This window comes from Haloferax sp. DFSO52 (assembly GCF_048158745.1).
Taxonomy (GTDB): domain Archaea; phylum Halobacteriota; class Halobacteria; order Halobacteriales; family Haloferacaceae; genus Haloferax.
The window spans coordinates 113,870-127,891 of record NZ_JBLOPB010000003.1 but is presented as its reverse complement, the minus strand read 5'-3'; the positions used below and the strand labels follow the sequence as shown (position 1 = coordinate 127,891).

Annotated in this window: 8 protein-coding genes; 3 read left to right on the top strand and 5 right to left on the bottom strand. The window is 55.2% G+C overall.

Going from position 1 to position 14,022, the window contains the following annotated elements; all coding sequences use genetic code 11:
- Nucleotides 1-26: 26 nt before the first annotated feature.
- Nucleotides 27-836, bottom strand: a complete 810-nt coding sequence (locus ACK3SC_RS16650; protein WP_416841360.1) for an IclR family transcriptional regulator — start codon at nucleotides 834-836, stop codon at nucleotides 27-29.
- Between the two features lie 1,154 nt (nucleotides 837-1,990).
- Here ACK3SC_RS16650 and ACK3SC_RS16645 point away from each other — a divergent pair.
- On the top strand, nucleotides 1,991-2,905 hold the full coding sequence (locus ACK3SC_RS16645; RefSeq protein ID WP_416841359.1) for a mechanosensitive ion channel family protein: 915 nt from the start codon (nucleotides 1,991-1,993) through the stop codon (nucleotides 2,903-2,905).
- Nucleotides 2,906-3,259: 354 nt separating this feature from the next.
- Here ACK3SC_RS16645 and ACK3SC_RS16640 read toward each other — a convergent pair whose 3' ends face one another.
- Complete coding sequence (locus ACK3SC_RS16640; RefSeq protein ID WP_416841358.1) at nucleotides 3,260-4,177, bottom strand: bile acid:sodium symporter family protein; 918 nt, start codon at nucleotides 4,175-4,177, stop codon at nucleotides 3,260-3,262.
- 658 nt (nucleotides 4,178-4,835) lie between these two features.
- Between ACK3SC_RS16640 and ACK3SC_RS16635 the strand changes: the two genes are divergently transcribed.
- Nucleotides 4,836-6,575 carry a cation:proton antiporter gene (locus tag ACK3SC_RS16635; RefSeq protein ID WP_416841357.1) on the top strand — a complete coding sequence of 580 codons (1,740 nt, stop codon included), beginning with the start codon at nucleotides 4,836-4,838 and terminating at the stop codon, nucleotides 6,573-6,575.
- 30 nt (nucleotides 6,576-6,605) lie between these two features.
- Here ACK3SC_RS16635 and ACK3SC_RS16630 read toward each other — a convergent pair whose 3' ends face one another.
- On the bottom strand, nucleotides 6,606-7,505 hold the full coding sequence (locus ACK3SC_RS16630) for a bile acid:sodium symporter family protein (RefSeq protein ID WP_416841356.1): 900 nt from the start codon (nucleotides 7,503-7,505) through the stop codon (nucleotides 6,606-6,608).
- Between the two features lie 2 nt (nucleotides 7,506-7,507).
- The gene (locus ACK3SC_RS16625) at nucleotides 7,508-7,636 is read right to left on the bottom strand and encodes a hypothetical protein (RefSeq protein ID WP_416841355.1); all 129 of its coding nucleotides are present in this window, start codon (nucleotides 7,634-7,636) and stop codon (nucleotides 7,508-7,510) included.
- A gap of 459 nt (nucleotides 7,637-8,095) precedes the next feature.
- Here ACK3SC_RS16625 and ACK3SC_RS16620 point away from each other — a divergent pair, with 459 nt between their 5' ends.
- Entirely contained in the window at nucleotides 8,096-10,231 is a 2,136-nt protein-coding gene (locus ACK3SC_RS16620) for a PGF-pre-PGF domain-containing protein (protein ID WP_416841354.1), read from the top strand.
- Nucleotides 10,232-10,371: 140 nt separating this feature from the next.
- Here the strand turns inward: ACK3SC_RS16620 and ACK3SC_RS16615 are convergent, their stop codons facing one another.
- Complete coding sequence (locus ACK3SC_RS16615; protein ID WP_416841353.1) at nucleotides 10,372-13,815, bottom strand: Eco57I restriction-modification methylase domain-containing protein; 3,444 nt, start codon at nucleotides 13,813-13,815, stop codon at nucleotides 10,372-10,374.
- Nucleotides 13,816-14,022: the final 207 nt, after the last annotated feature.

Below are 14,022 nucleotides of genomic sequence, written 5' to 3'. Positions count from 1 at the left end.
CGACCCCCGCTCACTCGTTCACTCGGTCAGTCCCAACTTGACTCACCACCGTCCGTCTGCGACCGGGACTGGTACATCTCGTTCATGCCTCGCTCGAACCGGTCGACTGCCTCGTCGAGTAACTCGACCTGCGTCGCTCTCGTCTCATCGTCCACGACATACGCAGGGCCACTCAGATTCAACGACCCGTAGACGCCACCCCGAGGAGATTTCACCGCCTTTCCGACGGCCCAGAACCCATCGATAGCTTCGCCCATATTCTCCCCGAACCCCTGTTCACGGACGCGTTCTAACTCGGCGAATAGCTCTTCTTCGGTCGTAATGGACTCGTCCGTCGAGCCTGGGAGACCCCAGCGGTCGATGATATCTCGAACGCGACTCTCTGGATATTCGGCGATGATTGCTTTTCCCGACGCCGTGGTGTGGACGTGGAACGGACTGCCGTCGATGAGGAATCGCGTCGAGTTCGAAAAATCGAGATCTCCGTAGAGCGAGACGATTCGACCGTGCTCTTCGACAGCAAAGTCAGCTTCCATCGTCGATTCGTGGTCGAGCCATTCAACGACCTCCTGTGCGACTCTGTAGTACTCCTTGTTCGTCCTGACGTAGTCACCGAGGTGGCAGAACTTCGCGCCAAGTTGGTAGCGGTTGTCGATATTCACGACGTACCCAAACTCGGCGAGCGTCTTCAGGTGAGAGTGAACAGTGCTCTTTGCGTGGCCCGTTATTTCTGCCAGTTCGCTCATCGTCGCACCCTCGCATTCGAGGATGTGTTCGACGATTTCTAACGAGATAGCAGTCGTCTTGAGCCCGTGGGACGAGTCGTGTTCACCCATACGATGGACACTGTGTCCGGAGGTTAAAGAAGTACCTCCGTCGTGTGGTGAGCGAGTGTTGTTTCGAAACAAATCCCTCGTGGTCAGAGTTGTATCATCGGTGTAACCGGCCATTTTAGACAGTATGGCAGGTGAACAAGTGAAGTTCCCAAGAGCCGAATATTTAAGACAAAATCACCTGTGTCATCCTGTAACAACCACTAACGAATGGTGACAGTCGACAAGGACGTTCAGAATTCTCCAATTTACACCGCACTGACGGCCAGAGAGAACATAGCTATTCGGCCGTCCAGAAATCTACACCTTCGGCAACTGACTGAGACGGCCGTTTCAAAGGCTCTCTCACTAATATCCGGAATGCAACCGACGCTTGGTTCCGGAGAGGCGAATGGTTAAATTGTTATCAGTATTGGCACAGTGGGTGGAGAGACAATCATCGAACAGCATAACTGGAACTACATCTCCTTCGTTCTGTTCACGTGTCGTGTGTCCACGCCGCCATTACAGGAATACACTCGTAATAGATAACTCTTCAACATATACGTCGTCATCTCATTGGCAATACTGTTGACATATTTGCCCGGTCCAGTGGCACGTTGTACTCCGTTGAATCGCAGTCAATCGATAGAGAACGCGCCGAAGGTGGAACTAAACGCTCGACACCACTCGCGACCATTCGTATCAGCCAAACTATTGGTTTGGTCCGGAAGTAATGTCTGACATTTAATAAGTGAAATTATAAGTTAGTGCCTCGGTCGTTCGAATCAAAACAGCAGATAACCTGGCGAGGATACCGTGACAATTCAGTAGACATGAGAGGCGTAATGCTATGTCAGTTCTCAACACACCCGTTGGGAGAACAGACGTATTGAGTCACGTCAGCCATCGGCACGTAGCAATGTTTCGTTGACAAGTCCGGCAATAGCGACCGACGTTGAACAGGAAATATAAAATTAACTTCATTAAATTTCCAAGATAGTTCCGGACCCACTACGTTAATTGTCAACCAATAGGTCGGTCCATAGATATGCGAACCCCACCGGGAATGGTAATTCATTTGTTATTTTGATAGGGGATTGTCTGCGAGATATCATATCGATTGCTCACTGCGTGCTTCTGGCAATCTATTTTCTCGTTGGGAGCGTCATAGTGATATGACAGGGTTGCACTCACTCCAGCCAGTACTGTTCATGCAGACCGAAGTACTGATTATGCAGGTTGATACAGTAGCCAAACTTCTCGAAGGTGAAGAAGTGAACTTGCTACGCAACATCATCGCCTTCTTTCTCACACTCGTTCTTACCTACATTATCGCTCGCTACGGCATCGTTCGGTACATCATTCGAACAATGCAACGGCGTGCGTTCGACCCATCGATAACCAGTCTCGTCCGCCTGATAGGAGCAATCGCGAGCGCAATACTCTCGTTTGGGTTGGCGTTCGCCATCGCAGGGTTTGGCTCATTTCTGACTGCGATGTCTGCCGTGAGTGGTGCGGTGGTCATCGCAGTCGGTCTGGCAGCGAACGACCTTATCGGAAATCTACTCGCCGGGTTGTACATTATCAACGAGAAACTCTTCATCGTTGGAGACTGGATCGAGTGGGACGACAAACAGGGGCGAGTCGAGCAGATAGATTTGCGGATTACGAGGATTCGAACCTTTGACAACGAACTCGTGGCAGTCCCCAATGCAGAACTGGCGAACTCCGTGATAACCAATCCAGTTGCGTACGACAGGCTTCGAATCACGGTCCAGTTCAACGTTGGGTACAACTACCTCGACAGGGCAACGGATATTATCCTCGAAGAAGCCGGTTCGTTTCCCAAGATTCTCTCAGAACCTGCGCCCAGTGTTCGGATTGCGGAACTCGAAGGGACCTACGTCGGGTTGAAAGCGCGGGTGTGGATGGCCGAACCCACACGGTCACACTTCAACCAACTCCGTGGTGAGTACATCGCTGAAGTGCTTCGTCGGTTCAATACGGAAGGGGTTACTCGGGACCCAGACCAAATTCACCTCTCTGGAGGTATCGGTGTCGATGGGGCAGACCCAGTCACCTGGAAGTGAGAAAACGGTCGTACAACAGGTTCCGATGCCTCGATTCGGTCGACGAGTGTCAGATAGATTTCTCGAAAAACGAGGGTACGCACGACACTGTTCGTACGTTGTGTGAAAAACTGGTCGCGATAGGTCTGGTCGATACCGATGTTGACAGAGAAGTACAACGCAGACACCGCACCGATGAGAAGTGAGACTCGAAGCAGTTACCGCGTGAGAAACACCCGAGACCCAAACCATCGAAAGGACAGCACCGAGGTAACACGGGGGCACCAACCCAGCCTTCGAGAACTGGCATCGGAATCGCGAACAGACCGAACACCGCGAAGAACATGACGATAAACGAACTCACGAGGGGCAAAGCTACGCCGCCAGCGGAAGCGTCCGTTTCGTTCGGCCCCAGTAATACGCGACGCCGCCAGAGATTACGAACATCAAGACGAAGTACGCGACGATGGTTGCATCTGCATTCGAATCTGGGAATGCGACAGTTACGACGAACAGTGCGATGCCGATATTTCGAGCAGCACACGCGAGTGCCAGAATTCGTCGGCCTTCTTCTGTCGGCCCCCCAACGAACCAGCCGATCGCGATGGTCCCCAAGACGAACAAAGCAATGACGAACAACGACCCTGTTCCGAAGAGCGACACCAGAACTCGGATGATTCCGCCGGGGTTGAGGATAACGATAACTGCGAGAGTAGCAAGCAGCGCGATGTTCGAAACGATGGCGACGGGTTTCGTCAGGCGAGTTGCGAGGTCGGGACTGAGGTCTCGCACCGACATCCCAACAACCATCGGGACGACGAGTACGAGCACGAGCGGAAGGAGGAACCGGAAGAGTGAGACGCCCTCACGAACATCGACGAACAGGAGTATCGCGGTGGTTAAAACCGGGACCACTACTGCTGCGACAACGGTCAACGAGGCTGTCAATTCCAATGCTAGCTTGGAGTCTTCGCCCGCGATGAGTACCAGTCGGGGAATAAACGGTGCACCCGGTGCGACAGCAACCAGAATAAGGCCTATCAAGAGTGATTCAGAAAAACCAAACACGAACCAAAGGAAGATTGCAAACAGTGGAACCGCGATTACGTTCGCCAGGAGCCATCTCGCGAGTAGATTGTAGGACCTGACTGTCTGGAAGACATCACCACGTGTCAGTTGCATCCCGACGACAGCCATCGTCCCAGCCATGAACACCGTGACAAAGATGCCCTGGAGCGTTCCGAGAGCCTGTGTTACTGTGTCGATTGTTCCAGTGACGGCAAGAAGAATCACGCTGACATCCCCCGATACTGCTGGTTGGAGAACGCTGTGATTCGTGATTGTCTCCCTGTTGTAATCATCGGTAACCTCGAACGAGCAGTGTTAGAACGCACAGCCAGAGATGGACAACATCGCGTTCGAGTAGTGTTACGATCCGTCAGCGAACGACTGCGTGGCAGCGAGCAATGTACAGTAGTGGAACAGTCGTTGCAGAAGGCCGTTCGGAGCGCCGTCCTGTTCCCGGAGTAGGGTTGGCCACCACTCCGCAGATTCCTCGTACGTTCGGCCAATATCAGTCACGGAATATTTGGTCTGTCATGTTTCTACTGTGCACTACTGACTCAACGGCCCCTGCCATCACAACCACACAGATACAGTTGCCGTTCAACCCACTCAGTCGTATGAAATCGGGGATGTTTCCAGTTGTGTGTGATATATCGACAGTATTGGCGATAAACACTATTCACAACCTTACAGAGTGTACAGTCTTGCAGTATTTCACACATTCTAATTGGAGGTAACAGGTGTACCGAGTCAGATTGTACTTTTCTTTCTAACTCCCGTCCGAAATTTCATACGAATGGTGATAGATTTCGCGACAGTCACCCACGCGATCACGCCACTCGAGCCGAGAGCGAGCCTTTATTGAAATGTGAACAGTATAACAGGTATGGCAGGGGTCGAAGAGCAACTGATAACCGTCCTCTATCTGTTCGTGATTGCTGCTGGTGTTGGCATCGTTACGAGCAGGTATACGAAACTACAGTACACGACTGGACTCCTGCTCGCAGGGCTCCTCATCTCTATCATCGGTTCCCCAATCGAAGTCGAATTGACATCTGACCTGATTCTCCTCGCCTTGCTCCCGGCGCTCATCTTCAACGATGCAATCAACATCGATGTCAGAGCGTTCCGCGAGAACATCGTCCCTATTCTCGCACTCGCCGTGATTGGCCTCCTCGCTTCTATCGCGATTATCGCAGTCGTCGGCCAGGCGGTCTTCGGCTTCTCACTTGCCGTCGCGATAATCTTCGGTGCGATTATCATGCCAACTGATCCTGTCTCAGTGCTCGCGGTCTTCGAGGACCTCGGCGTTCCCGAGCGACTCAACACGCTGGTAGAGGGTGAGAGTCTCTTGAACGATGGTGTTTCTATCGTCGTCTATTCGTCGATTCTGGCTGTGTTCATCCAAGCCGAGTCGACGGGAGTCGAAGTGTCGAACCTCGTAACACCCGTCGAGCTGTTCGCGGACATCGGAGTCGGTATCTTCGTCGCACTCGTCGGCGGCGCACTCGTCGGTGGTGCTGCCGGGTACGGCGCGACCCAACTCATCTCCCGGGTCGACGACGACCTCACTGCCGTCGTCCTTTCGTTCATCGTCGCCTACGGCGTATACCTCTTCCTCGACCTCCTCGGAAGTAGTGGCGTCATCGGAACACTCACCGCAGGAATCTTCCTCGGGAGCGACCCCAGTCGGGCCGAAATTTCCCCGGAGACGAACTTCTCTGTGGAGGCAATCTGGGGATACGCGGCCTTCATCGCGAACACGTTCATCTTCGTCGTACTCGGTATCATTACACCCTTTGACCTCCTCGTCGAGTACGCCCCACAAATCGTCGCTGCCATCGTCCTCGTCTTTTTCGCGCGAGCAGTCGTCATCTACCCACTGGTCGGTGCCCTCAATCGGTGGCTCACCACGCCAATCTCACGCGCATACCAGCACGTCCTGTCGTGGAGTGGGATTCATGCCTCAGTCTCGATTGCACTCGTACTCGGGGTCGCAGAATCGTTTAGCGGCCCCATCACAGAACAGCTTTCTGCACTCGTGTTCGGTGTCGCCGCATTCACCCTCCTCGTCAATGGCCCAACGATGGGCCGAGTCATCGACAGGGTTGGAATTAGCAAACAACGCCCACCACAACGACTCTTCGAAGCACTCATCGGCCGACTACACGGTGTCAACGCCGCGCTCGAAAGTGCAGAAAAACTGCTCGAACACGACGAAATCCCCACGAGTGTCTTCGAAGACATCACCACGATCTACGAGGAAGAACAGCGCGAACTCGAGGTCGCAATCGAATCGCTGTTGGAGAACCATCCAGATATCCGCGACCACGAAGAGCGTCTTGGACAGCATCGTATCCTTATCGCAGAATACCAGGCCATCAGTGAGACGATACAGCGCGGAGAGATCAGCAGGGACGTTGGCGAACTCCTCCTCGAAGACGTCAAAGCCGAACTCGAACGCGTCTTGAGTGACGAGTGGACACTTCAGGAACCAACGATTCCGGGGTACAGCCCCTACTGGCGTCAACAACTCGAAAAAGTGGGAATCGATAGTGACAACAACGATATACTTCGAAGTTCACGGTCAGACGATGACTCCGGGCCGCGGCGTCGACGACGGTAGTCGAGGTGAGAGTCCGTACTGGAAGCAGTCTCACTCGGGAACTACTTGCCGGTCACTACTGTCTCCGACGCCCTCTCCAATATCGATTGGAAGGTCGCTACGTCTTCCAATCTCTCCGCCTGCAACCATGAGGACGACCAACATCATCAACGCACCGACGAGAAGAATCGTCAGCACGTCCGGATCCTGGAAGTTCTGCGCACCGACGACGAGCGCAGCAGAGATATTCCGCTGTGCGGTCCCCAACCCCATCACTGACTTCGTGTCCGCTTTCGGCCCGCCGAGGACGTACCCAAGTGCGAACGAGACGACGACGAACACCAGCAGGGCGAGGAGGACACCGGTGCCGATGACGCTGACGAGGTTGTCGAAGTTCAGCACCAACATGAGCACTGAGAGGAAGACCAACGCGACGGTCGACGTCTGCGACATCACGGGTTGTAGCGAGGCGGCGACACTGTCGTATCGCGCGTTCACCACTAATCCAATTGCCAACGGAATCAGCATCAAGACGACGAGTGAACTAGCGATATCGAGTGGGTTCACTTCGACTCCTGGAAGTAACAACGGGAGTACGAGCGGGACGTATACGACAGTCACGACCATCAAGAGAACCATCAGCCCAACCCCAAATGCGATACTTCCCTTCGCGACCTCGACGAGTTTGGGCAAGAACGGTGCACCAGCAGCAGTCGCGAGGAGGATGATGCCGATAGACTGGCCCTGAGTGAGGGGGAAGACGGCGACGAGAATGTAGGCGACGATGGGCACCAGCACGAAATTGGCTGCGAGTGCTTTGCCAACCAGACTCGCGTTTCTCAACGGGTCGAGTATCTGTGAAACTGACAGGCTCAAGCCCATCGCGAGCATGCTCGTCACGACGAAGACGAGAACAGACAGCGTGGCCAGTGATTCGAGGACGACTGCCATCGCTATTCGCCCTCGTTGGAGATGATTGCGGTCATCTCGTCCGCGCCATCGATACGAGACCAGTACGGGGCGGAGATATCCGGTTCTTCGGCAGTCGAGTCTCCGTCACGGGCGAAAGTGATTGTTGCCATGGTTCACTCACCAGTCCACACGGGCTGTGTGTCAGGTGAGTCATATTCAACAGCAACACGCTTAAGAACTGTTTACTGATTGAGAGAATGACAGAAAATGTGGAGAATTACTGTCCATCGTGCTTGTTCCACTAGTTCGTCGTCTGCCGTCAACCCATCTTAATAATAATAATCTGACAGAATATCCTCACAGTTCACACCGGTGTACCGGTTACATTCTCGTTAAGGAGCACTTGTGGAGGCTAACGACCACTACGTCGAGGCATAACAGCCACCCGTCGATTCCTAACAACCAGTCTTCGGGCCTATAACCAAACACCCTCATGTGTATTGTTCAGCAAGACCGACAATGACCCTCCAAAGAATTTCACAAACTGGATTTCTCCGCTCGGCAGAACCGATCGGGCAGATTAGTTCGGCTGCGAGTGTTACGTCGGCGACAATCTGGTTGGTCGTCCGGTGATTTCGTCGAGGCGGCTTGTCGTCGTCGTGGTTGCGCTGCTGGTGGTCTTCCCCACCGGGATTAGCGGAGTCGCTGCGCAACAGTCGGAGGCAGTGGTTTACGCCGTCGAACAAGGAGGAATGTGCTATACCGTCGAGGCACTCGGAGACGGGACAACGTCCGTCCAGTCGTTCTACGACTACCGAAGCCACGAGACGGCTCAAATCGGGGTGTACTCGTCGTATGGGACAGTTTACCTCCAAGAAAACCGGGTGAGCAACATCTTCTTCTATCACGGTTCACAGGGAGTCAGCCTCGTCGTCCTCCACGACCAACTCGGGAGTTCACCATACGGGGGGACTGTAACGTTCACGTTTAGTGGACTACCGGCGGGCGATGGATGGGTCGTCCAAGACGACTACTATGGCAATGGTGCGCAGGACGACGACTGGGAAATCGATGGGTCGACGGCGAAAGTCGATTGGAAGTGGCGACCCGACAGAAACGATGGCGGTGCCTATCGCGGGTTCGAGAATCTCGCCACAGGGAGCAGCGTTTCGGTTACTCCCGAGTTCAACGAACAAGCCGACCACTGGGGAGAGTGGGAGTGGAGTGGTGGACAACACCGTATTCAGGAGTTCAGGCTCATCGATGCAGACGGCACGACAACGACGCTGAACCTGGACCAACGAGTGACTATTAGACCCGGTGCGTGTACGACATCGACGCCCACGCCGACGCCAACTCCCACACCGACTCCGACACCAACACCGACTCCTACACCAACACCCACGCCCACGCCGACGCCAACTTCCACACCGACGCCAACACCGACTCAAACACCAACACCAACCCCCACACCAGTCCGTAGCGGTGGAGGAGGCGGTGGTGGAAGTAGCGGTGGTAGTGGTAGCAGCGGGGGTGGTAGCAGTAGTGTAGATACCGAGACACCGGAACCAGAACCGGAAACTGAAATCGAGACGACTGCGGTGACGGAGACGTACGTGACGTACAACGTTACCAACGCAAAAGAAGACGAAGAACTCGAATTCGAGCTTCCGGAGTCGATGTCCGCCGGTTCAGGCGTGGATATCGAGACCCTCACCATCACCATGTCCAGAGACATCCCCTCGTTCACGGTGGACGTGAGATCGTTTACAGAGAAACCCGAAGACATCCCCACAACCGCCGTCGCAGACGAGATGCCGCTATATCTCCAAATCGAAATCAGCAGAGGACTCGACCGATACCTCGACGAGGCTACGGTAGACCTCACCGTCGCAAAAGACGACCTGGACGCCCGCCAGACAGTCCCCGAAAACGTCGCTCTCTACAGATATCACGACGATGCGTGGGAACAACTCGAAACCAGACTCCTGGGGGAAGCAGACGGACGCTACGTGCTTCGAGCCAAATCGCAAGGAAATTCCTACTTCGCACTTGGGATAAACCAACCTGTCGCCGCCGTCTCGAACGTCACGACAGAGACTGATGTGCTGCTCGGGGAGACAGCAACCGTGACAGCGGACGTGACGAATACCGGACTCGCAGACGGCGATGTGAGAGTCGACTTCACCGTCGATGACGACGTAATCTCGTCGCGGACGCTTACACTCCAATCGGGAGAAAACGCCACCGTCACGTTCGACCACCGGTACGAGACACCCGGAACGTACACGATAGCAATCGGGGGGTCACGAGTGGAGACGAGAGTCAGTGAACCGAGCGCAGACATCACGCTCATCGACCTGAAGGCAGATGCAACGACGATTGCACCGGGAGAGAGCGTCACACTCATCGCAACCATCACCAACACTGGAAACGTCGAAGGGACGGCAGAACTGGTGTACGGGTTGGTAGACGGTGAATCGAAGACGCACACGGTCGCCGTTCCCAGCGGACAGACGAAGGTTGTCACACTCGAGCAACGATTGGAGTCGCCGGGGACGTACACGATTACGGTGAACAGTCAACTCGTCGAAGTGACGGTCGAAGAAGGGAACTCGAAGCTCGGGAGCCCCGCCACCGAAGCACCCAATCAAAACGGAACTGGCACGACACCCACCCCTGGGAGTACGTTGCTCGGCTTCCTTCCGTTCGTCATCGTTGGACTCGTCGCTGTCGGCCTCGGGGTGTGGCTAAAGAGACGGTGAGCCAGGAACCACGGTGAGTCACCTACGCTAAAATTTCTGTCCGTAACGGTTCACGGCGTCTGTTCAAAGCGACAGGGCATTGTTCAGTGGCAGAGTTTCAGTGGACCAGTTATCCCATGCAGGGGTGAGGTCTCACACGTTTACACGTTTTGAGATTTGTTGAGGCGGTCAGTGATGGTTCGAAGTATCGCCGCGTAGACCGCTCGCTGCACATCCCTGTTGAGTCCAAGATACTCTTCAAACAGAGTGCTGTCTAACTGTCTTCGGTCAGCGGAGACGGCATTGAGCGTTACGTCAACTGCTGTTTCCGCACCGAGTTCGTCGTACATGGTTCCCATCTCTCGTTCGGACATGGTTCGAAATGCGTCCAGAATTGTGGCGCGGCTTTCAGTCGAGAGCGCATCAGGGTTCACCACCGGCACCCGCCGCAGGGTCGTCCCAGTGACATCCAAGACGCCCTGTCCCAGCCCAGCACTCGCCAACACTTCAGTGAATAGTGCCGTCGGTGTGAAATTCAACAACGCTGCGAGTTCTTCAGCGCTCAGAGTCACGTCGTCGCGGGGCTCCAACCGATAGAACCGACTCGTCACAGTCTGTGTGGGGTTGTATCCGACGAAGTGTCGAGCATTCTGCCGGTTTGGCCAGACGACTTTCGTGCTCGTCTCTCCTCGGTGGCCGAGCACCCACCACTTTGAGACCTTGCTGCGTCCAGAGGTTCGGTGATACTGTCGGTCCGTCCCTTCGCCCCACTCGACGTACGAACCCACCGCCGTGTCCGTGAGGTCAGTCTCCGCCGGGATACAGAGTACGTACGTGTCGTAACTCGCTTTCGAGAGGTCGATTCGGCTCACCTGTCGTGGTGACTCGACAAACGGCAGGACGAACGCAGATTCGACGGTGAACGTGTCGCCCGTCACCCGATTTCGGATGGTTACAAACGGCTCCGTCTGCGGATCGCCGTCCACCACGTCGACAAAGAAGAAATCGTCCGCCCCACCAGTGTTCAAATACGACCCAACAGTTGCAATCTCTGAGAGCGGGACGAACACGTCCGAACCGGCTTCGAGCAACTCGAAGTAGGTCGGTGGAGCGCGGAGAAATTGACCCCACGTGTTCCCCGTGTAGGTTCCAGTAGCGACTGAACCAGGAGTCAAAGTCTCAGATTCGGTGTGTGAGTGTGGAATCGAAGCAGTCGTGCCGCCACCCAACCGCCAGAGTGCTTCTTCGTCGAGAGAGACCACGCGGGTTTCGTCGAACCGACGCATTCGGCCTCGTTCGGTTGCCATCGTGAACGTGGTGCTCGTCGTCCCCGAGTCCGTCGTCTCCGCGTCCGTCATCTCAGCATTCGTGTTGGTGACCAGCACGCGCATATTCGAGAGAGTATTCACCTGGTCGAAGGGTGCCCCAAGGGCGACGAACCCAACGTCACCACGGAGCATTCGCTCAGGTGTCTTGTTCGCAATCGTGATGACGGTATTGATGTCTGCATTCGCGAAACTTCGTCTCTCCCTGTTGTCGACGACGAACGAGAGGTCAGTGAGTTCGAGGAGTCCCTGTTGGAGTCGCTTTCCGTAGGAGTTGTCCAACCACGTGTTCGACGTGATGAACGCCAACGTCCCCCCATCACGGAGGACGTCGATAGCTTTGAAAAAGAAGTACACATACAGGTCGCTTCGCCGGTAGAGGTCGATGTCGAATCGCTCTCGAACGTACGAGAGTAACTCGTCTTTGTACGCTGTTTTGAGCCACTGACGGTCTGGCTGACTCAACTGGTCGAGACGCTCGTCGTGCAGGTGGTGCTGAACGATATCCTGGTGGTGGACGTACGGTGGATTCGTGATGACGATATCGAATCCACCACCCTCCATCACTTCGCCGAAATCGGTACTCCACTGAAACCCAGTGCTGTCGTCACTGACTTCAGATTGTTGAGTGGGTTGTGGTGGGTCGGGCGTTCGGCTCAGCGTCTCGACGAGGCTGTCGCCCGCCCGAAGGTTGAACGAAACGTCCGGCACGTGAGGAGTCGTCGGCGGACGGTGTGAGTCCTCTTCTACAAGCAAAAGCCACAATCTGAACGCTGCAACGTCGACAGCCAACGGTTTGATATCGACCCCGTAGAGATTCTGGTCGACCCGTCGTCGTGTTCTGTCTCGGCCGAGCGGGTACCCGAGTTTCTCGGAGAGTTCTGACATGACCTGGTTCATTCCGACGAGGAACGCACCGCTTCCACACGCCGGGTCGACCACGCGGAGGTCACGAAGAACCGAAGAGAGTTCATCCCTGTCGAAGTCGTTAGAGTGGTCCCACTCGTGCGAGTCGCCAAAGACGAGCTCGGCGAGTGGGTGCGTGCAGGATTCCTCTGGCATGTCCAGTCGCCGCAAGAACTGTTCGTACAGTGCCAACCGGCACATCAAGTCGACTTCAGTTCTCGGCGTGTAGAAGATACCTGCCTCACCACGTTCTCGTTCAGCAAGATAGGTCTCGTAAATCGTCCCGAGCATCCCAGGGTCGATCGCGACGTCGATATCGAAGGGGCTCGCTTCGGTGGCGGTGTAGGTGTATCGCTCGGAGAACGTTCGGATGGCTCTCGTCAAGACGGAATCTGAGAGAACGATTCCACGTTCGGCACTGTCTGTTGGATCGAACAGGCCGGTATCGATGGGGGGAAGTCCAGAGAGTGCCGTCGCAACATCGGTTGGGAGGTCGGTGTCGATTGCGGCCCCTTCTGGACGGGCCAACCCCTCAAAAAACAGTGCGGAGAGCCACGTTTCGTGAAACGATTCAGTCTCACCATTCGTCTGATACCGGTCGAGGAACCAGTCGACGAAGTCCGTTCGCTCACCAAACCACCCATTCTGTTGGAGGAAATACAGAGAGAGCAACCGCGTGAGCAACAGGTGAGCGTACCGGTGACCGTCTTCTGATGTCACATCATGGTCTCGAAGTTCGGCCTGTATCGCATCGCTCATCTGTGTGTACTCTTCGTGGAACGCTTGGACGAGGGATTCGACACTGAATGCCTCGTGGATACGTTCAGCGAGGCGGGGTTCGTCGGCACCGATGCTGGCCAGTGCGTTCGCCACTGGGCCGTGTGTGGTCTTCATACCGACCGTGAACCGACGAAGAACGAGACGCCCAGTGGTGAAGTCCGCAGTGTGTTCGTCGTAGGGGGTGACGAGATGCCAGACAGTCTCGTCTGGGGCGTGGAACACGATGAGAACAGTTCCAGCTGTTGCCCACTCCTTCGTGGATTCGTCGCGAGTGAGGTTTCGGACGACTCGCCGCTCAGCAGATCGAGTCAACGATTCCAGTTCGACGTAGACGACACGGAAAGGGTCAGCGCGAGCGATGAGACGCGCAGTCGTCGTGTCGGATGTCTGCAGCCACTCGCGAGTAGAAAGGGTCTGCCACGAGGTATCGTCAGTAGGTGACGTGGTCGGCTCGAAGTCGAGAAACTCGACGAATAGCCGCTGGAAGAACTCTGTCGCGGCATCTACCGTCGATTTGGAGGTGGAGTCGAACGCGCCGGTACTGAGTTCATCGTCGAGAGCGCGAGCAATCGTCGCCGCTTGCTCGTCAGTCATGAACAGACCGTCGCCTCCACCGGCTCACGACCACCCACCACGGTAGCATATACTACGTTTCGCCGTGAGGTGGCTTAATATTTGAGCCGAGAAGTCACAGACGAACCATTTTGGAGCACCGTCGGGAAGAGAGTGAATCACTCGGAGACACCGATAACCAGCGGTCACTCGCGAGAAAAGTGGTGAACGACGACTGACGCATCGCAT